Raw genomic sequence first — 20,164 nt, forward strand, 5'->3', positions numbered from 1 at the left:
AGGACTTCATGAAACCAGCCATTCGAAAGATCGTCACCTATATCGAGAACACGTTAATCGAGGGCGGCAAGGAAGCCCCAAAACCGTTGCGTCTGATCGGCGTCGCCGCCGTGCTGACAAACCCTTGGGCGAGCCGCGGTTTCACCGACGACCTGTCGACGGAGATCCGCGCCATTGCTCCCGTCCTCGGTGAACTGCTGACCCGCGAAATCATCGCCGTCGCCGGTTCCGGCGACGCGATAGAGGGCTACGGCAAGGCCGCGGTCTGCGGCACGGCGGGCGAGATCGAGCATGCATCGGCGCTGATCCATACGCTGCATTTCGGCAACCATTACCGTCGCGCGGTCGGCGCCAAGACCTATCTCGCCTTCACCAATCTGCGCGGAGGGCCGAACACCCCGATCATGATCCCGCTGATGGACAAGAACGACGAAGGCCGCCGCTCCCACTATCTGACCGTACATTTCCAAATCGGCGACGCGCCCGCGCCCGATGAGCTGGTAGTGGCGCTTGGCGCTTCGATTGGCGGCCGCCCGCACCATCGTATCGGCGACCGCTATCAGGACCTCAAGGAGGTCGGCGACCTGCATGGCTGACGTCGCTGCCACCGCATGGGTCCGGGACACGGCTCCGGACGGCACCGGCTTCATCCGCGCCGGCTCCGGCGCGCCGGTTCTGCTCATTCACGGTGTCGGCATGAACGCCGCGATCTGGCACGATCAGATCGCGGCGATGAAAGACCATCATGACCTGATCGCCATCGACATGCTCGGCCACGGCGTTTCACCGCTGCCGCCGGAAGAAGCCAGCCTGTCGGATTTCGCCGATCAGGCGGTTCGCCTTCTCGACCATCTTGGCGTGGCGTCGGTGTCGATCGTTGGCCATTCGATGGGCGCGCTGGTCGCTCTGGAGATCGCCCTTCGCACCCCTTCGCGCGTTCGCTCCATCGTCTGTCTCAATGCGGTATTCCGCCGCCCCGCGGCCTTGGCGCAGGCCGTACGCGAGCGTGCGGCCGCGCTCGGCACCCATGGCAACCCTTCCGCCATTGCGGCTACGCTTGCCCGCTGGTTCGGCGACCCGCTGCCGGCGAACCTTATCGGGGCGGCCTCTACCGCGCGCGCCGCCCTTGAAAGGGTCGACCCCGAAGGCTACGCGCGCACCTATCGCCTCTTTGCCCGTGCCGATGCCGAGCATGCCGATGCCCTCCCCGGTCTTGCCGCACCGGCCCTGTTCATGACCGGGTCGCAGGACAGCAATTCGACCCCGGCCATGTCGGCGGCGATGGCGAGGCTTGCGCCGCACAGCCAATGCCTCGTGCTCAATGGAGAAAGGCACATGATGGCAATGGCTTCACCTGAAAAAGTGACCAAACACATCATGGAATTTCTCGACACGGCAGGAGACGCTGGCGTGAGGCCGGAGACGGATGCAGTCTTTGACAGCGGCGAATTCCGGCGCGCACTCGGCTCCTTCCTGACCGGTGTCACCATCGTCACAACGATCGGAGCGGAAGGCGAACCGCGCGGCTTCACCGCCAACTCCTTCACCTCGGTCTCACTCGAGCCGCCGCTGGTGCTTGTCTGCATCGCCAAGAGGGCGCTGGGGCACAGTGCTTTTTCGACGTCGAGAGGTTTCGCCATCAACATCCTGTCAGAGGACCAGAAGGCCCATTCCGGCATCTTCGCTTCCAAAGCAGCGGACAAGTTCGCGGCCGTGAGCTGGCAACCGGGCCGGACCGGCAATCCGCTGATCGACGGCTCCGTTGCGGTGTTCGATTGCGGCATGGAGCAGCTGGTCGATGCTGGCGATCACTCGATCCTCATCGGCCGCGTCCGCGACTTCAGCCACAACGGAGCCCAGCCCCTCGGTTATTGCAGAGGCACCTACGTCACGCCTGGCCTCAGCCAGGAGGCGCTGGCGGCGGCGCCCCCCGATACGGAGGTCGGCGCCATTCTCGAGAACGAGGGCCGTGTGCTGTTCGTCCAAACAGCCGACGGGATTTATGAATTGCCTGCGGGGCGCGGACTGGGCACGCCCAACGATGCGCGCAGCCTCAAAGGGCGCCTTGCCGCCAGGGCCATAGACGCCCAGCTCGGCTTCCTGTTCGCGGTGTGGGACGATGCCGCCGAACCCTGGCGCACGCATGTTTATTATCGCGGAACGGTCGAGGGATCCTATTCCGACGATCGCCAGATGCGGCTTGTCGACCTCGAGAAGATCGCGGATCTGAAGATCGCCGATCCCGCAGTGCGTTCGATGCTTGCCCGCTATGCGCGCGAACGTACGGAAGATGCATTCGGCGTCTATGTCGGCAACGAGGTCGAAGGCGAAGTCCGGCCGCTCGCCAAGCCCGCGCCTTCTCAAATTCCTATTTCCGGCCGCGGGTGAAACCGATGAAGTTTTCGCTTTTCGTGCACATGGAGCGATCGGATCTGGCAAAGCCGCATTCCGAGCTTGTCGGCGAGCTGGAGGAGCTGGTTTTGCAGGCGGAAGAGGCAGGATTCGAGACTGCCTGGATCGGCGAGCATCACGGGATGGAATTCACCATCTCGCCGAACCCGTTCATCAACATCGCCTGGCTCGCCGCCAAAACCAGGCGCATCCGGCTCGGAACAGGAACCATCGTCGCGCCGTTCTGGCACCCGATCAAGCTTGCCGGCGAAGCAGCGATGGCCGACGTCGTCACCGGCGGCCGTCTCGACATCGGCATTGCGCGCGGCGCCTACGCTTACGAATACCAGCGGCTTTTCCCAGGCCTCGAGGCCTGGGGTGCCGGCCAGCGTATGCGCGAGATGGTGCCGGCGATCCGGGGCCTTTGGGATGGTGATTTCGAACTCGCCGGCGAGTTCTGGTCGTTTCCTTCAACCACCTCGTCGCCCAAGCCGCTGCAAAAGCCTTATCCACCGATCTGGGTGGCCGCACGCGATCCGAACTCGCACGACTTTGCGGTTTCCAGCAAATGCAACGTCCAGGTGACGCCGCTTGCCTCCGGCGATGGCGAAGTGGCCAGCCTGATGGAGCGTTTCAACGCGGCGTGTAATGCCCACCCCGACGTACCAAGGCCGGAGATCATGCTGCTGATGCATACTTTCGTCGCCGAGGATGCCGCGGAGGCTGACCGGCTCGCGCAGGATCTGTCGCAGTTCTACTGCCAGTTCGGCGCCTGGTTCCAGAACAAGAAGCCGGTGCACCAGGGCATAATGGAAGCGCTGACCGAAGACGAGATCGCGGCCATGCCGCAATATGCGCCTGACAAGATCAAGCAGAACCTGGTCATTGGCGAAGCCGACGAGGTGATCGCCAGGCTGAAGGCCTACGAAGCGCTCGGCTACGATCAGTATTCGATCTGGATCGACAGCGGCCTTTCCCATCGGCGCAAGAAGAAATCGCTGCAGCTCTTCATCGACAGGGTGATGCCGGCCTTTTCCGAGCCGAAAGCTGGATTGCGATGAGCACCACTCAATTCAGGAACTATATTGACGGCAGCTTCGTCGAAGTGGCGGCGACCTTCGACAGCATCGATCCCTCGACGGGCGCGCCATGGGCGAAGATGCCCGCTGCATCGTCTGATGACGTCGACCGCGCCGTCGAAGCTGCTCACCGGGCGCTTGGCTCCGGCACGTGGCCGGCAATGACGGCAACGGCACGCGGCAAGCTTCTGGTGCGGCTCGGCGATCTGGTGGTCGCCAATGCCGACCGGCTGGCGGAACTCGAGACGCGCGATACCGGCAAGATCATCCGCGAGACCCGCGCCCAGATCGCCTATGTCGGCGACTATTACCGCTATTATGGCGGGCTGGCCGACAAGCACGAGGGCTCGTTTGTTTCCATCGACAAGGCCGACATGGAAGTGACCATCCGGCCGGAGCCAATTGGCGTCGTAGCCGCCATTGTGCCGTGGAACTCGCAGCTCTTCCTGTCCGCCGTCAAGCTCGGGCCGGCGCTGGCGGCCGGCTGCACCATCGTTCTGAAAGCATCGGAAGACGGCCCTGCCCCGTTGCTGGCCTTCGCCGAACTCGTCCATGAGGCGGGATTTCCCGCCGGGACCGTGAACATCCTGACCGGCTTCGGCCACGATAGCGGTCACCGGCTGACCAGTCATCGGCTCGTCGCCCGCGTCGCCTTCACCGGCGGTCCCTCGACCGCTCGGCAGATCGTCAGGAATACGGCGGAAAACCTCGCTTTCACGACGCTCGAGCTCGGCGGCAAAAGCCCGGTCGTGGTGTTTGCCGATGCCGATCTGGACAGCGCCGCCAACGCGGTCGTTGCCGGCATCTTCGCTGCCACCGGCCAGAGCTGCGTCGCCGGCTCTCGGCTGCTGGTCCAGCGCTCCGTGAAGGACGAATTCCTCGCCCGGCTCAAGCGCAAAGCCGAGGCGATCAGGATTGGCGATCCGCAGGATCCCGCGATCGAAATGGGACCGCTCGCCACCTCGCGCCAGCGCGAATGGATAGAGAAGATCATTGCTGAAAGCCTGGCCGCGGGCGGGCAACTGGTCACCGGCGGCATTCGCCCCGCGGGCATGGCGGACGGCTTCTATTACGCGCCGACGATTATCGACGCGCCTGATCAGACCCTTGCCTGCGTGCGCGAAGAGCTCTTCGGCCCGGTGCTCTGTGTGCTAGCCTTCGACGGCGAAGCTGAAGCGCTTTCGCTCGCCAACGACACGAAATTCGGCCTGGCGTCCGGCGTGTTCACCACCAATCTGGCAAAAGCCCACCGCATGGCGCGCGGCATCCATGCCGGCGTGGTCTGGATCAACACCTATCGGGCGGTCTCGCCGCTGGTTCCGTTTGGCGGCTACGGCCAATCCGGGCTCGGCCGCGAGGGCGGCCTCGATGCGATCCGCGACTACACGCGTTCGAAATCGGTGTGGATACGCACCTCCGACGACCCGATTCCCGATCCTTTTGTCATGCGGTAGCCGCCGCTGGCCGGAGATGCGCGATCAAGGCGAAAACGACCGATCGCGAACAGACAACAACGAAAACAACAGAGGAGAACGACAATGAAACTGATCATCACCGGCTTCCTTGCCGGATTTATTGCAACGACAGTTCCGGCAACGACGGCCGCAAAGGCCGAGGACATGGTGTTCACCAGCTGGGGCGGGACGACCCAGGAAGCGCAGACCAAATCCTGGGCCGAGCCGTTCACCGCTGCATCCGGCATCAAGGTCATGCAGGACGGCCCGACCGACTACGGCAAGCTGAAGGCGATGATCGACAGCGGCAGTGTCAACTGGGACGTCGTCGACGTCGAGATGGATTTCGCCATCAAGGCGGCCAAGGACGGTCTGCTCGAGCCGATCGACTTCAAGACCGTGCCGAAGGCCGACCTCGATCCGCGCTTCACCACCGATCACGCCGTCGGCAGTTTCTACTATTCCTTCGTGCTCGCCTGGAACAAGGGCGCCGTTTCGGGTGAACCGGCCGGCTGGGCCGACATGTTCGACCTGACGAAGTTCCCGGGCAAGCGGACCTTCTACAAATGGTCGGCGCCCGGTGTCATCGAGATCGCGCTGCTGGCCGATGGTGTTCCGGCGGACAAGCTCTATCCGCTGGATCTCGATCGCGCCTTCAAGAAACTCGACACCATCAAGTCGGACATCGTCTGGTGGAGCGGCGGGGCGGAGTCGCAGCAATTGATCGCATCCGGCGAAGCAACGTTCGGCCAGCTGTGGAACGGCCGCGTCTTCGCACTGGACAAGGATGGCGCCGATGTCGGCGTCTCCTGGAACCAGAACCTGACCGCAGCCGACGTTCTGGTGGTACCGAAGGGTGCCAAGAACAAGGATACGGCGATGAAATTCCTCGCCGCGGCGAGCAGCCCCGCCGGCCAGGCCAAATTTGCCGAAGCCAGCGGTTATGCGCCGATCAATACCAAGGCCAAGGCAGAGATGCCGGCCGATGCCGTGAAATCGCTGCCGGACGCTCATGTCGGCGGGCAGATCAATCTCGACATGAACTACTGGGCCGCCAATCGCGACACCATCGCCGCGCGCTGGTATGCCTGGCAGGCGAAATAAGCCCGCCCTTGAACCGCAATGGACGAGACGGTTCGCGCCGTCTCGTCCCGTAGCCGGGTCGCTGTCATGTCGGTCGAAACACGCCGGAACTTTGGAACGGTGCGGGTGCCGGCAGGTCTCAATGGCCTGCTGCCGGCCCTGATTCTGATTATGCTGTTCTTCGTCATCCCCGTGCTGGCGCTGCTTTTGCGCAGTGTCACGGAGCCCGAGCCAGGCTTGCAGAACTATGCTGCCCTGCTTGGTGACGGCACCTATGCGCGGGTGTTCTTCAACACATTCCTGGTCGCGGCGTTGGTCACCGTCGCCACGGTCCTTGTCGCCTTTCCGGTCGCCTGGATGCTGGCAATCATGCCTTCGGGACTGGCCTCGATCATCTTCGGCATCATCATTCTGTCGATGTGGACGAACCTGCTCACCCGCACCTATGCTTGGATGGTGCTCCTGCAGCGTACCGGCGTCATCAACCGGACGCTGATGACCATCGGCGTCATCGACCACCCGCTGCCGCTCATCAACAATCTCACCGGCGTCACTATCGGCATGGTCTATATCATGCTGCCCTTCATGATCCTGCCGCTGGTCGGCACGTTACGGGCGATCGATCCGATGACGCTGCGTGCGGCGTCGCTGTGCGGCGCAAGCCCTTTCCAGGCGTTCCGCCGTATCCTCGTGCCGCTGTCGCTGCCCGGCGTCGCGGCCGGCGGCCTGATGGTCTTCGTCATGTCGCTCGGCTACTTCGTAACGCCGGCACTGCTCGGCGGCACGTCGAACATGATGCTTGCCGAAATGATCGCGCAGATGGTCCAGTCGCTGCTCAACTGGGGGCTCGGCAGCGCCGCTGCCTTCATCCTGCTTGTCGTCACCATGGTTCTCTATGCACTGCAGCTGCGCCTTGTCGGTGCCAGGCGCACGAGCGGAGGCATCTGAGATGCTGCTCGACTATGACCGCATGGGTTGGCTACGGGTTGCCCTGCTCGGCTTCACCGCGCTGGTCGCTGGCTTTCTTCTGTTGCCGGTGGTCTTCATTGTTCTGCTCTCCTTCGGCTCGTCGCGCTGGCTGGCTTTTCCGCCGCCCGGCTGGACGCTCAAATGGTACCAGGAGCTTTTTGCCGATCCGGCCTGGCTCGACGCCGCGCTGACCAGCGCTCGGATCGCCACCATGACGGCGATCCTGGCAGTAGCGATCGGCCTGCTCGCCTCCTTTGCCCTGGTTCGCGGAAGGTTTGCCGGACGTGAGATCCTGCGCGGCCTGCTGCTGACGCCGATGGTTCTGCCCGTCGTTGTCTTCGCCATCGCCATCTACGCCTTCTTCCTTCGCCTTGGCCTCGGCGGCACCACCATCGGCTTCGTCATCGCCCACACCGTGCTGGCGCTGCCCTTCGCCATCATTCCGATCGCCACCGCGCTCGAAGGGTTCGACAAGTCGATCGAGGACGCGGCAATCGTCTGCGGGGCAAGCCCGCTCGAGGCCAGGCTCAGGATCACCTTGCCGTCGATCCGGATCGGCATCTTCTCCGCCGCGATTTTTTCGTTCCTCGCCTCGTGGGACGAAGTCGTGGTGGCGATCTTCATGGCCAGCCCCAGCTTGCAAACCTTGCCCGTCAAGATCTGGGGCAGTCTGCGGTCGGACCTCAGTCCGGTGATCGCCGCTGCCTCCAGCCTGCTGGTCGGGCTGACGCTTGCCCTGATGGTGATGACGGCGCTGCTGCAGCGAAAGTTCCGGACATGACCCACCCTTTCCTCTCCATCCGCAATCTGCGCAAGGCGTTCGGGGCGATCGTCGCCGTGCACGACGTCACGCTGGACATTCCCAGGGGCGAGTTCCTGACCTTCCTCGGGCCCTCCGGTTCGGGAAAATCGACGACGCTCTACGCGATCGCCGGCTTTCAGGACCCAACTTCCGGCGATGTCTTGCTGGAAGGAAAATCACTGCTTGCAGTGCCTTCGCACAAGCGCAACATCGGCATGGTCTTCCAGCGCTACACGCTGTTTCCGCATCTGACGGTGGCCGAAAACGTCGCTTTTCCGCTGCGGGTTCGCCGCCGGCCGGACGCCGAGGTGAAGAAAAAGGTCGCCGACATGCTGGCCCTGGTGCGGCTCGAAAGCTTTGCCGGACGCTTACCCGATGCGCTGTCGGGCGGCCAGCAGCAGCGCGTCGCGCTGGCCCGGGCGCTGGCCTACGATCCTCCGATCCTTTTGATGGACGAGCCATTGTCGGCGCTCGACAAGAAGCTGCGCGAGGAAATCCAGGGCGAAATCCGCCGCATCCATCGCCAGACCGGCGTCACCATTCTCTACGTCACCCACGATCAGGAAGAGGCGCTGCATCTGTCGGACCGAATCGCCCTGTTCAAGGATGGCCGCATCGAGCAGACCGGCACCGGCGAGGATCTCTATCTCAGGCCAGCGACCGATTTCGTCGCCGGCTTCATCGGCAATTCGAATTTCCTCGCCGCCGAACATCTCGGCACCACCAACGGCACGACAACGATCCGCATGACAGACGGTTCGGTCATATCCGGAGTCAGGGCCAACGGCACGTTCGGCAAAGGCCAGAAGACCAGGCTGATGATCCGGCCCGAAGCCTTTAGCATGGAGCGGAGCCCGGCGAGCGCGGAACTGAATGTCGAGATCGTCGACATCGCATTTTACGGCGAGCGCCGGCGGATCGTCGCGCGCATCGCCGCTGGACAGGAGGTTGACATCAGGCCGACCTCCGCCGCCATGCAATCGCAGGATGTGTGGCCCTGCAGCCGGCAGGTCTTTTTCGATCCCGCTGCTGCATTCCTGTTTCCGGCCTGACTAAGCCGCGGTGGATCGCCGCCCTTCAACGCTTCGCAGCGATGGAAGCGTGCTTGGGAACAAGCTGTGGTTAGGTCCATCATCAGCTTCGGTCAGCAAGCGCGCAACGTGATCGACGCTGCAGTCGGCTGATTGGATGGCGGGCGCAACTCCTGTATCCATTGACAGTCGTCATGCTCGGTTGGAAGATGAAGAAGGTCAGCGGCGATAGCCATACGGGAAGGCAATGGTCCAACCGCCAGATACCGGACACCATCCTGGCAGCGTCGTCGCGGTCATCGTCATTTGTTTGATCATCGTTGCTTTGTTCTTCATAGGCTTCAGATACTCAAGGCCAGGCCAGGGTACCCTCGTTATTCCTGGCGGTACGCTGCAGCAACCGTGAATCCGACCCCTTGGCGCTGACGCGGAGCCGTTCTCAGGCTGCCAAAAGTGCCCCGGCGGGACTGGGGGACGCCGCAGAATGGGCCGGCGGTTCGCAGCCGGTCTTTTGCTTCCCGCCGCGGCATTTCTTTCCCACCTAAACAACCAAGCCTGACCGGTGTGAGGTCGACCATACTAGGAGACGACGAGCGCTCAGTCACTAGGCACTAGACGGCCCTGATCAGCCGGAGCAGAGAAAGCGCTTCGAAAAAGGTCCCCTTGCGAAAGGCAAGATAGGTCGGCTCTTCGACACCATGGAACCGGCGCTTGAAGGCCGCCTGCCCCTGCAGATTGAAGCGGGTGCGATTGACCCAGGGGGAGTCATAGGCACGCTGGAAGGCGTGCCGCCAGAAATCGCTTTCGGCAAACCCGCTAGGTCCGATTTCGACAAGCGGCGACAGGCCTAGGGTGACGACGGAAACACCTTCATCGCGAAAGCGGTCGACCGCGAATTTGGTCAGGCCGATCTCGGCATGCGCCGAGCCATCGATATGCTTGCGCTTGAACGAGGTGGTGTAGCCGATGACCTTGCCGTCGCTGAACAGCGGATCGAAATCCAGCAAGGCCACGAGCTCCCCATCCGGACCGTGCAGGACGAAACGGCGCATATCGACGCCAAGGTGATCGGCAAAGGGCCTGTTGAGAAATCTCATCTCCCAGCGCTTGACGATGCGGTCGGCCCGCCAATTCTGGGAGAGCCTGGCAATCTCGTCGAGGAAGACAGTCCCGTTGTCCTCTGCGAAGGAAAAACCCTTCTTCAAGAGCCAGCGTTCGGAATAGCGCACTGTCTCATTGCGCTTTCCGGAAAAGTCGTGTCTGGGCAGGACAAGCCTGGTGTCGACGCCGAGGCGGTTGACCTGATAGCCAAGCCCGGCAAGCACGCGCGCCGTCTGGTCGCCGATCTGCACGAACCACGGGCTGCCGGCAACCTCGATGAAACGTCTGATATAGTCGCGCCGATCGGCCGGGGCAGCCACTGGATCACCGAGCGCGAAATGATGTCGCGTTTTGCTGCCGTAAGCGATGTAGCCCTGGGCATCGCCGAAGTAGTGAAGCCCCTTCTGCACGGCGGTCGAATAGGCAAGGGAAAAATCACCGTGGCGACGGACCAGCGCCAGGCGCTCGACATGGTTCAGCTGCAGCCGCGGTATTTTAGGCCCGCGGTTCTCCAGGAAACGATCGAGGCGTCTTCGCAGTGACGGCATGGTCGACTTTCGCGTGCCGGCTAGGCCGATGAAAGAGCTGACGGACCCCAAACCGATCATGTTGCCGCGAGCTGATCCTTATCTCAGCGCGGCATGTTTACCCGGCCGGAGCCGCCAGATTCGTAGGCGCAATCTGCCCCGGTCCCGCCCCCAGGCGGCAACACGCATTGTTGTCGACGCCCAGCGCCTGACGGCTGGTTGCTGCGCCCTTGGCGACACGAAAATCAATGCCACTTTCGGAAGCGCCCAGGTCACCTGCCAAACACGATGTTCTTAGCGAACGGCGCTCTGAGAAGATTCCGCTTGTTCGGAAGCCAGGAACTCGTCGCGTTCTGCTATCCACAAATCGGCGTAGTCGACATTCTGCCATTCGGCAAACCACGGGCCGCCGCTGGTATAGTGGACCGCCTTAGGTGTGCCGACCGCAGGCTTTTCGTTCCAGCCTTCGAGCCAATTCCACTCTACCGGCAATGAGCCCAAATCTTTGTCGGCAACCCACTGCATTCGGTGAAGATAGGCGCCACTTTCCTGATTCACGACCTCTGGCGTGAGCGATCTGACCGAAGGATGCGCGCAATTGAACAGCATCAGCGACGACCAGTTTTTCCGAGGATAGGACGTCTGGACCACACCATCCATCTTGGTTGTGGCCTTCGGCGTATAGTCATGCTGGACGCAATAGACCGCCTTGTCCGAGTCCGTATATTTCAGCAGGCCTGCGACGTCACCAAGCCACAGGAAATCGCAATCGCAAAACAGGGCCCAACCCGTGTAGTCGGCGAGAAAGGGCGTGAGGAAGCGCGTGTAGGTGAACTCCGTTGAGGCGAGCGGATCTTTTTCCCGCCAATATAGCCCGCGGGCACGCATCTCGTCCTGTTTGATCGGAATGACGGAGACAGGCGCCGATGCATGTTTGAGCAGGGAGTGTCGCGCGACGTCGTACGCGATCGGCTCACGGCTGTCCCATCCGATAAATACCCTAAACGCATCAGTCATATTCACTACCCTGGCTTTCGATTTTTACGGTCGTACACTAACTAGTTGGCGATGGCTCGGCAACAATTGCGGTCAACCAAGCCGGTTTCTCACAGATTTGTCCTGGCCTCAGCGTTGCTTTTTTGGGTGGACTGGGCCTCGCATTCCCAATGCGACACGGGCCCATTTCTGATAGGTGTAGCTGGCCGAATACGCGGCCACCATCGCACCAATGGGACCGTCCAGAAATCCCAGCCGGAAAATATAGCTGCGCACATAGGCCCAGACCGAGCGCAAAACCGCCTTGCCTATCGAGCTTTTTTTGCCCTCGGCAAGCAGTTGCGCGGCGGACGCTTCTGCGTACCGGCCGATCTTGTCGTGGGCATCTGCCAAGTCGGTAATGGAATCGTGCTCGATCGGCCGGGACAATCGGCTGACCTTCCCGTTCACCAATACCTTCTCGTGCACGGTGTCGTCGCTGAACCGCCCGGAGCGGCGACGGAAGAGCCTGAGCACCAGATCGGGCGACCAGCCGCTATGGCGGACAATGTGCCCGCAAAAGCGCGATCTTCTCGGTATTTCGAAGCCGTCATTGGCTTTTGGGTCGGCGATTGCGGCCCTTATTTCCGCGCCGAGCGGCGCCTCCACCCACTCATCGGCATCCAGCGAGAGGATCCAATCCCCCGTTGCCGCGGCCAGCGCACGGTTTTTTTGCGCACCAAAACCGGGCCAATCAACGGTCATCAGAACCTTTGCTCCCAGAGCACCGGCAATCTCCCTGGTTCTGTCGCTGCTGTTGTTGTCGAGAACGACGATCTCATCGGCAAAATGGACCGACCGAAGGCATTGCGCGATGGATGCCTCCTCGTTGCGGGTGATGATAATGACCGAGAGCGCCGGCACGGTCAGAATGCTCCGGCATCAAAGCTGCCACTGTCATTCGAATGCATCTGCAGCATCGGCTCCCGGCCCGTTAGCACACTGAGGGTACTAACCTAATTCAACAAAGTCGAAAATCATTTCAGATCAAGGCCTTCATACAGCGCCATCATTCGCTTGATCATGACATTGAAATCATAGTGTTCGGCCGCCGCTCTCACCCGGGCTGCGGTCTCAGGTCGTGACGACAACTGCAGCGCGTGCGCGAGCGCTGCAGCGAGGTCGCTTTCGCTGGCCGCATCGCAAACGAGCGTCGGCTCGAACCGCTCGACAAGCTCGCGCGCTCCACAGCCGGTGCTTACCACGGCGGGCAAGCCGCTGGCCATCGCTTCGATGACCACTGTGCCGAAAGGATCATAGATGGAAGGCAGCACGGCAATATCGGCCGCGCCGTACCACGGCAGCATGTCTTTCTGCGGCCCCAGCATCTTGAGCCGTGCGCCGAGACCGAGCCTGTCACCGGCCTGCCTGAAGGCGTTGGCGCGCGAATCATGGCCGATGACCCACAATTCAGGCTCGCCATCGAGCCTAGCGACCGCCTTCATCAGTGCAAGAAGTCCTTTTCGCGCAAAGCCCGAGCCGACAAACAGGACGACCGGCCTGTTTTCGTCGACGTCGAGCCGCGCGCGGATTGTCGCCCGATGCTGCTGGCGCAGCTGCGGGTTGAAGCGGTCGAGATCCACCCCGTTGGGAATATGGTGCACATTTTCCGCCGGATAATCGTAGTGACGGACAATGTCCTCTGCCACCATCTTCGAAATGGCAATGACAGCTTTGAGCCTCGGGCTGGCGTAGGTTGCACGTTCAAGGCGCAGCGTCTGGCGGTGAAAGGGGCTCAGCGCCATTGCCGCCCTGCCAAGCCGCGTCTCGAAACGCCGCCGCTCGGCAAGATAGGCGGCATGAACGCCCTCCCCGGCCCGGAAGACATCGCAGCACGGGAGGCGATCGTTGCTCTGCACCAGCGCCGGCGGCATCTCGGCGATCTTGCGGCAGGCAGCTTGAGCAAAGGACGTCGCCCGCAGCGAACGCGGAAACCGGCGGCCGGCACAATGGATGAACTCGATGCCTTCATAACGCGGCCAGTCGCCGGACAGCACGGCCACCCGCCGCTGACGCGCGGCGAATGCGGCCATGATGTTTTCCAACATGATCTCGCCGCCACCGAAAGGCGCATAACGCTGGCGCACGAACAGGAGCGGCCTGTCGAATTGAATTTCGGTGCCACGAATGCCGGCGTACATGGGGTCTGGGCTCCGGCCTTGTTGCCATCTGACGATGTCTATAGAGGCCAGCTCGCATCGGCAACACTTGGAAAGCTCACCCGCCGGAACTCAGAACAGGCCTGTGTCCATTGTCCGCAACTGCTTGCGATTTGCCTAACGGTGCTGCATGTAGAAATTAACTGCAAACAGCGGATCAGCGCCAGCTCCAGCCGGGCGGTGACCGCCATGAGGGGAATCGATGGCTTGAGCAAAGCAACCTGGCCCGCCATTGTCCGCCGGACGATTACCGACACCGCCATATATCGGCTGAGACACACCTTCGGAAGACGGGCAGAAGTGTCATCGCTGCGGCCGATAACGCCCCTTAAAGCGAATGACCTGCCTTTGATCCTCGTCATCCGCAACGAGGCGGACAGGCTACGCCCGTTCCTGAAGCACTATCGCGAACTCGGCGTCACCAGATTCGCCGTCCTCGATGACCGCTCGACAGACGGAACAGCTGAGCTTCTGGCCGAGCAGCCAGATGTCGATCTATTCAGCTCGCCGATCACCTATTCGCAGTCGGACCTGGGAAACCTTTGGCGTCAGCGGATTGTGCAGATCTATGGTCAGCCTCGCTGGTATCTGACCGTGGATGCGGACGAATATCTTGTCTATGACGGTATGGATCAGCATCCGCTCGGTGCGATGGCCGACTGGCTCAAGCGGCGCGGAATGACACGCCTGCTGGCGCCGATGATCGACATGTATCCGAGCGGAAACATCTGGGACGTACCCTTCGATCCCATCGTGCCGCCATGGCAAGTTGCGGACCATTTCGACGGCAGCGGCTATGAGGTGACGAGGAGCTCCCGGCATCTCAAGATCACAGGCGGCCCGAGAACCCGGCTTTTCGCCAGGCAGCACAAGTTGACCAAGTTTCCTCTGATATATGTTGATCGCCAGACGATTTTTACGTCGATTCACTCACCGCTGCCCTACTGGCGAAACTATATAAAGGGATTGGCTGGCCTGCTTCATTTCAAGTTCTTCGCCGATTTCAACGACAAGGCGCAGGTCGCGGTGGCGGAAGGTCAGTATTGGAACGGCGCTTCCAAATATCGCCAGTATCATGAGGTATCGAGCGGTAAAGCCGCTCTCAGCGCGATGAGCGAACAGTCAATGCTGTACGAAGGAGCTCACAGCCTGTTCAAAACGGGTTTGATCGACAAAATTGATTGGTAGACGGCATTTCAAGCAGATGCCGAACCGACATCATGCATAACCGAATGCTTTCATAAGCTGGGCACCTCGTCCTTGGACCAGGTCCTGTAGCTCGGCGTTTCCAAGTTCGGAGCGCCATCTTCCGCTCCCGTCATAGATCGGCTGATTGACCTGTTGGTTCCGGAGCACCGCATGCGGCGTCTCGCCGCTGGCGTCGGTCGGCTTGAACCACTGCTGCGGGTTCTTGTGATAGTCGAGGAGATCCGGGCTGAAGGTTACATCGAGAAAGCCGCATATCTGCTCGACGACTTTGGCCGGATTCTCGACCAGGTCCTCATAGCGATAGATCAGCACATCCGGCTTTCCCCGTTCCGCAAGAACCAGCGCATTGTCGTTGATCCAGCGGTCGAGAGCCTCCGTTGGGTCGCCAAGTCGTTTGATCAGGGACGCTACGACGTCGCGCCCATCTCGCACCGGCATGACGAAACGCGCGCCGGGCACGAGCCGGCGAATGCGGGCGACACGGCGGATATGCCGCGGTGTCTTTTCAAGCAGCACGTTCTTTCCAGCATCGAGCGCCGCCCGCTTCAGTTTCCAGAAGCGGAACATGGCCAGTGGCGTCCACTTGAAGAAAATGTTGGTTTCCTGGAGCGGCAGGTAGACGTTGGGATGCGACGCAAGGATCGTCGCAATCAACGTCGTCCCGCTATGGCCGCAGCCGCAAATGAATCCGGTCCGCATCACCATGTCGGCAATGCTCCCTAACCCAAGGCGACCCGGACGCGGTTATCGACGCGAGCGTAGCACAAGCCGTTCGTGCTAAAAACCTTGTCCAGCTTCTCCCAATATTCGAACTTAGCCAACTGCTCGTCACAATAGGCCACGTCGTCCTCGGAAAGATATTCGCCGTAACCGCCTATCTTGCCCTTGCGCACCTTGAAGCTTTCGGGATCATTCGCATCGCGCGGCTGTAATATCTTGCCGTATCGATCGGACAGATCACCGGTCGATTCACTCACTTTCATCTTGTCGAACGTTCGGTTGTTCGCCACCTCGACAAGCGTCCGATCGTCAGCCTGCTGGTTCAGGAATCCAAGGATGGCGCGAAGGACACCAGCCGTATCCCGATGCATATCTTCATATTGAAGATACCGGATTTCGCGCATCCGGGGCATGGCCGCGAACCAATGCAGATTAAATCTGATGATCTTTTCAATCCCATGATTGTCGCTTCTGATAAAATCGCTGAACGATCCCGCTGGAAGCATGTGGCGCTTCTGAACCTGAAAGTACCCTGAGACCACCGTATCTCTTGGATCGCGAACAAGCATTATTGTTCTTCTCTTCTTGTATCGAGATTTATTCTCCTTGAGGCCCGATATCGGTCGAAGTAACTTGTGGTCGGTTCCGTCGTGAATGTATTGAACTTCAACTCCGAGATCGTCCAGCATGACACGTAGCCACGTGCGCCCCGATTTTGGAAAGGATACGATAAGAGGAAGAGGCGGCGCTTTGGCCTGGAAAAATTTTAGAAAGGACATGTTTAGAAAGGACATGGAGAGACCTCCTTTAGATTATCAGAGCTGGCGCCCGAACCGCTGCCGGCCAGACCAACCCCATTACTGGGCGCCTAAGCCTACGGCTAATTCGAACACAAGGCAGAAATGCCAGCAAGAATTGCGATCCTCTGCGGGGCGAATTGGCCTTTACTATATCCCGGTTCGGAATGCCTTATGTTTTTTGGCCTGTTGCGACGACTGTTCGACACGGGCGCTCCATTCCGCGGTCCGTCGGCCGAACTCCTTAATGCGCATCGCGTCGAAGCTCACTTTTGTGAGCCATGGCGCCAGAATGGACTCGGCCTCGCCCATCACCACGGACCAGGGGCGTTCCCGTTTCGAGACCAGCACGGCCGATGGATAGTAGGGCGTGCGGTCGCCCTCGACCGGCCAGGAGCGCTTGAAGCCGTCGCCCAGGATGAAAACCGAGGGGATGCCGAGCGCGCCGGCCAGATGCGCTCCGGTATTGCTGATGGTCACCACGGCGTCCATCGCGGCAACCTGCGCGGCGAAAAGATCCATGTCGACGAGCTGATCGACCGATCTGTCATGAAGAATGCGCTCCGGCTCACCGTCGGTCAGGATCTTCAGATCGGTCTCGATCTGGCCGTACTGCAGCGAGACGAACCGGAGGTCCGGTCGGCCGATCAGGTTTCGCCAGGCGGCAAGCGGCGGCAGGTCTTTGCCGGGATTGGAGCTGCCCCATGCGATACCGACCAACGGCCGTCCTTCCTTCCGGTAGCGGGCGCGAAGTTCAGCGACCCGGGCCGGATCCGGCTTAAGGGGCACGAAATGCTCGCGGATCGTCGCCTCGTCGGTTTCGAAAACGGCTGTCAGATGCTGGACGCCGGCGAAGGCCTGCGCCTCGGCATAGGCGGCCTTGCCGCCAGCGCCGACCGGCCGCACATCGGCGGTCGGAAAAGTGCGCTGAAAGAGCGGTACCAGGCGGCGCTCGACCAGCACGATCGAGCGGGCGGCGCGCGCCAGGGCACAGCCGACGGAACTCGCATGATGGATCGCGGTGGCCAGACCCTGCTTTTCGGTTTCCATCAGATCAATCAGCAGTGTCTGGCCAGAAATATCCTGGCCCAGCCACTCGCCATCGACGCGGCCGTTGACGATGTGGCGTCGGGCGATCCTGAGTTCGGCGGCTGCGCCATAAGCGCCCATCCGCATCAGCGCCTTGCTGAGCTCGTCGATCAGGTGGACCTCGCCCCTCGACTTCGCAATGGATCCAAGAGCCATGGCTTTCGGCAGGGCCGCCGGCCAATCGCGGGACTCGACGCTTCGCCGATAATCCGCCATCTGATCGGCAATGTCGCCGTCGCGCCAGCGAAGGAAGAGCTGTCGGCGGTGACGTCGGAACCAGACCTTGTATTTGTAGCCTGCAAGCGCGACAGCGCGGCGCAACCGGCCGGGAAGTAGGCTACCTTCCATCGCCAGCTCCGCTGATGATTTGCATGACCCGTCCGCCTGCTTCCTGCACTGCCGACGCCCAGGCTCGGCCGCCTTTTCGGGCCAGTCGAACGCTCGGATATGCGGCGACGGTCTCGCCGAAGGCAGGCCAGGACAGTCGAAACCCGTCGTCGAGCATGACAATCGTCGGCACGCCGAGCGCTCCGGCCAGGTTGGCGCCGGTATTGCTGATCGTCACCACCGCGTCGAGCGCCGCAATTTGGGCGGCAAAGCGGTCCATGTCCGTCAACTGATCGACGGAAGCGTCATGGATGATGCGCCCCGGCGCGTGGCGCTCGAACTCGGAGAGGGCCGGCCCGACATCGCCATATTGCAAGCTGACGAGGCGCCCCGGCAGACTGCTGAACAGCGTCCGCCAATCGTCCAGGGCCGGCAGATCCTTGCTCTTGTTGAGGCTTCCCCAAGCAAATCCGATCAGGGGACCTGGGCCGCCATCGAGATAGGTGCCGCGCAGCTCGGCAACCAGTCGGCGGTCCGGCTCCAGCGGAACGAAGGGCGCGCGTGCCGCCGGGTCGTCCGGCCAGAAATGCTTTGCGAGCGTCTCGAAACCGGCAACGACATCGGCGTCCACCGCCGCCATGTCCTCTTCCCCTTCAATCCTGACATCGAGCGCAGGATATGTTCTGCGATAAAGCGGTGCCAGTCGCGGCTCGACGAAGACGATGCATCGACCGGCAGCCGCAGCTGCTGGACCAAGCAAAGACGCGAACTGGAAAAAGATCGCCAGGTCGCCTTCGCGACGATCGACGAGAAGCGTGCGACCCGCAAGATCACTGCCGTCCCAATCGGGTCTGCCGCGCTGCTTGCTCGCCGCCATCAACTGCCAGATGCGATTTCCTCCGTCGAGACGCCTCAGTCCGCGCCCCGCTTTCTTGATCAGGCCGATATCGCCAAGCTGCTCACCAAGCGCGCCAAGCGCCAGTGCATGGTCGCGAGCAGTTTGCCAGTCACCACGCTGCACGCTTTCCTCCATCAGCCTCATATGCCTTTCGGCGCTTTCGTCGGCGTGGCGCGAGGGACGTCTAAGAAGTTCCTTTGCCCGCTCGAGAACCTTCTGCAGCCGCTTGCCGACGGCGCCTTGCGGGCGCAGATCGGCGGTTTTTGCCTTCTGAAGGATGGTTCGTCTGTTCTGCACGGCGATGTTCTATCGTCCTCGGGGAGCGTCGGAAAGCGTCGTCAGGATCGACGAGAGCCGCCGGCCGGCCTCGTCGAGCACCAGCGACCAAGGGCGTCCCTCCTTGCGAATGACAATGCCCTTCGGATACCAGGGTGTCCGGTCGCCGGTCACCGGCCATGCCATCTGAAAATTATCGTCGATGAGGAAAACAGTCGGCACGCCAATGGCTCCGGCAAGATGGGCCGCCGTATTGCTGATCGTCACGACAGCATCGAGTGCGGCGACCTGTGCGGCGAAACGGTCCATGTCGACCATTTGGTCGACGCTGTCGTCAAAGATCAGACGCGCGTCGTTGCCGTTGCGAAGGCGCCGCAACGCCGGCTTGATCTGTCCGTACTGGAGCGAAACGAATGTCGCTTGTGTCTGGGCGATGAACCGTGCCCATTCAGGAAAATCAGGCACGTCCTTGGTGTGGGACTTGCTGCCCCAGGAGAGACCGACCAGCGGCAGATCCGTCATCGAGCGATAGCGCTTGCGGAATGCCTCGACGAGTTCAGGATCTGCCCGCAGCGGTACGAAGTCGGCAGCAAGCTTTTCGGCGTCGCGTCCGAACACCCAGGCGAGATCTTCGAAAGTCGCGTGTTTGTCGCCGACCACATCCCGCTGCGCCGGGACCACGGTCGCCTTCGGGAACGTTCGCTGCAGAATTGATACCAGGCGCGGCTCGACCCGAATTGTTGCGCTTTGGGCATAGGCAGCGGCAGCGCCGGCCAGTCGCGCGTGGCGGATAACCCGGCCAAGGCTGCGCGGGTCATCCTCCACAAGATCGATCAGCAGTGTATCCGATCCGAGATTCTCGCCGGTCCACTCGTTGGCGCTCTTCCCTTTCCGCAGCCGGCGAGCGGAAAGCCGAAGCTCAGCTGCCCGCGCAAAGTTGCCAAGGCGTTCGAACGCCTGGCCCGCCTTCTGCATCAGCTCCGGGTCGCGATTATGATCGGCCGTGACAGCCATCTCATTGGTACCTGCTTCAAGGCCTTTCCAGTCCCTGCGCACGATCAGGGCCTCAACCTTGGCCTGCAGCTCAAGAATGGAACGAGGCTGCTTGGGACCGGAAAACAACCTGCGCACCGCCTTTTTGTACCGGCGCACCTGAAGGCCCAGTCCACCAATCACATACCGGACATAGGAACCGTGATAAAAGCTGGTCATCGGCC

General features: G+C 61.5%; 18 protein-coding genes. 9 read left to right on the plus strand and 9 right to left on the minus strand.

The window, feature by feature from the left end; all coding sequences use genetic code 11:
- Positions 1-8: 8 nt before the first annotated feature.
- The 8 genes from NKI47_RS21925 to NKI47_RS21960 all read left to right on the plus strand — a co-directional run bounded on the left by NKI47_RS21925 (position 9) and on the right by NKI47_RS21960 (position 8,830).
- Positions 9-596, plus strand: coding sequence for an amino acid synthesis family protein (locus NKI47_RS21925; protein WP_352593625.1), 588 nt, complete (start codon positions 9-11; stop codon positions 594-596).
- A complete protein-coding gene (locus tag NKI47_RS21930) occupies positions 589-2,388 on the plus strand; it encodes an alpha/beta fold hydrolase (protein ID WP_352593627.1) in 1,800 nt (599 codons plus the stop codon). The genes NKI47_RS21925 and NKI47_RS21930 overlap by 8 nt, the downstream gene beginning before the upstream one ends.
- 5 nt (positions 2,389-2,393) lie before the next feature.
- A complete protein-coding gene (locus tag NKI47_RS21935; protein WP_023674994.1) occupies positions 2,394-3,452 on the plus strand; it encodes an LLM class flavin-dependent oxidoreductase in 1,059 nt (352 codons plus the stop codon).
- Positions 3,449-4,924: an aldehyde dehydrogenase gene (locus NKI47_RS21940; protein ID WP_352593630.1), complete on the plus strand. Its 1,476-nt coding sequence runs from the start codon at positions 3,449-3,451 to the stop codon at positions 4,922-4,924. Before NKI47_RS21935 ends, NKI47_RS21940 begins: the two co-directional genes overlap by 4 nt.
- Before the next feature lie 84 nt (positions 4,925-5,008).
- Complete coding sequence (locus tag NKI47_RS21945) at positions 5,009-6,028, plus strand: ABC transporter substrate-binding protein (protein WP_023674992.1); 1,020 nt, start codon at positions 5,009-5,011, stop codon at positions 6,026-6,028.
- 66 nt (positions 6,029-6,094) lie between these two features.
- Positions 6,095-6,955, plus strand: coding sequence for an ABC transporter permease (locus NKI47_RS21950; RefSeq protein WP_023674991.1), 861 nt, complete (start codon positions 6,095-6,097; stop codon positions 6,953-6,955).
- A 1-nt stretch (position 6,956) separates the two neighbouring features.
- The gene (locus NKI47_RS21955) at positions 6,957-7,757 is read left to right on the plus strand and encodes an ABC transporter permease (protein ID WP_352448865.1); all 801 of its coding nucleotides are present in this window, start codon (positions 6,957-6,959) and stop codon (positions 7,755-7,757) included.
- Positions 7,754-8,830 carry an ABC transporter ATP-binding protein gene (locus tag NKI47_RS21960; RefSeq protein WP_352593633.1) on the plus strand — a complete coding sequence of 359 codons (1,077 nt, stop codon included), beginning with the start codon at positions 7,754-7,756 and terminating at the stop codon, positions 8,828-8,830. The genes NKI47_RS21955 and NKI47_RS21960 overlap by 4 nt, the downstream gene beginning before the upstream one ends.
- Before the next feature lie 590 nt (positions 8,831-9,420).
- Here the strand turns inward: NKI47_RS21960 and NKI47_RS21965 are convergent.
- The 4 genes from NKI47_RS21965 to NKI47_RS21980 form a co-directional block, all read right to left on the minus strand.
- The gene (locus NKI47_RS21965; protein WP_023674988.1) at positions 9,421-10,458 is read right to left on the minus strand and encodes a phosphatidylglycerol lysyltransferase domain-containing protein; all 1,038 of its coding nucleotides are present in this window, start codon (positions 10,456-10,458) and stop codon (positions 9,421-9,423) included.
- A 273-nt stretch (positions 10,459-10,731) separates the two neighbouring features.
- On the minus strand, positions 10,732-11,454 hold the full coding sequence (locus NKI47_RS21970; protein WP_023674987.1) for an LPS glycosyltransferase: 723 nt from the start codon (positions 11,452-11,454) through the stop codon (positions 10,732-10,734).
- A 108-nt stretch (positions 11,455-11,562) separates the two neighbouring features.
- On the minus strand, positions 11,563-12,336 hold the full coding sequence (locus NKI47_RS21975) for a glycosyltransferase family 2 protein (RefSeq protein ID WP_352593636.1): 774 nt from the start codon (positions 12,334-12,336) through the stop codon (positions 11,563-11,565).
- Positions 12,337-12,449: 113 nt separating this feature from the next.
- Positions 12,450-13,613, minus strand: a complete 1,164-nt coding sequence (locus NKI47_RS21980; protein WP_051406084.1) for a glycosyltransferase family 4 protein — start codon at positions 13,611-13,613, stop codon at positions 12,450-12,452.
- Here NKI47_RS21980 and NKI47_RS21985 point away from each other — a divergent pair.
- A complete protein-coding gene (locus tag NKI47_RS21985) occupies positions 13,581-14,819 on the plus strand; it encodes a glycosyltransferase family 2 protein (protein WP_352593638.1) in 1,239 nt (412 codons plus the stop codon). The genes NKI47_RS21980 and NKI47_RS21985 overlap by 33 nt on opposite strands.
- A gap of 30 nt (positions 14,820-14,849) precedes the next feature.
- Here the strand turns inward: NKI47_RS21985 and NKI47_RS21990 are convergent, their stop codons facing one another.
- From NKI47_RS21990 to NKI47_RS22010, 5 genes are all read right to left on the minus strand, one after another.
- Positions 14,850-15,545, minus strand: coding sequence for a sulfotransferase family protein (locus NKI47_RS21990; RefSeq protein ID WP_023674983.1), 696 nt, complete (start codon positions 15,543-15,545; stop codon positions 14,850-14,852).
- A gap of 14 nt (positions 15,546-15,559) precedes the next feature.
- Positions 15,560-16,354 (minus strand): sulfotransferase domain-containing protein, encoded by a 795-nt coding sequence (locus NKI47_RS21995; RefSeq protein ID WP_084640957.1) that lies wholly within the window; start codon positions 16,352-16,354, stop codon positions 15,560-15,562.
- Between the two features lie 153 nt (positions 16,355-16,507).
- The gene (locus NKI47_RS22000; protein WP_352593640.1) at positions 16,508-17,794 is read right to left on the minus strand and encodes a glycosyltransferase family 9 protein; all 1,287 of its coding nucleotides are present in this window, start codon (positions 17,792-17,794) and stop codon (positions 16,508-16,510) included.
- Positions 17,784-18,968 carry a glycosyltransferase family 9 protein gene (locus tag NKI47_RS22005; protein ID WP_352593643.1) on the minus strand — a complete coding sequence of 395 codons (1,185 nt, stop codon included), beginning with the start codon at positions 18,966-18,968 and terminating at the stop codon, positions 17,784-17,786. Before NKI47_RS22005 ends, NKI47_RS22000 begins: the two co-directional genes overlap by 11 nt.
- A 9-nt stretch (positions 18,969-18,977) precedes the next feature.
- Positions 18,978-20,159 (minus strand): glycosyltransferase family 9 protein, encoded by a 1,182-nt coding sequence (locus tag NKI47_RS22010; protein ID WP_352593646.1) that lies wholly within the window; start codon positions 20,157-20,159, stop codon positions 18,978-18,980.
- Between the last annotated feature and the right edge of the window lie 5 nt (positions 20,160-20,164).

Origin of the sequence: Mesorhizobium sp. M0633 (genome assembly GCF_040320645.1) — a bacterium.
Classification (GTDB): domain Bacteria; phylum Pseudomonadota; class Alphaproteobacteria; order Rhizobiales; family Rhizobiaceae; genus Mesorhizobium.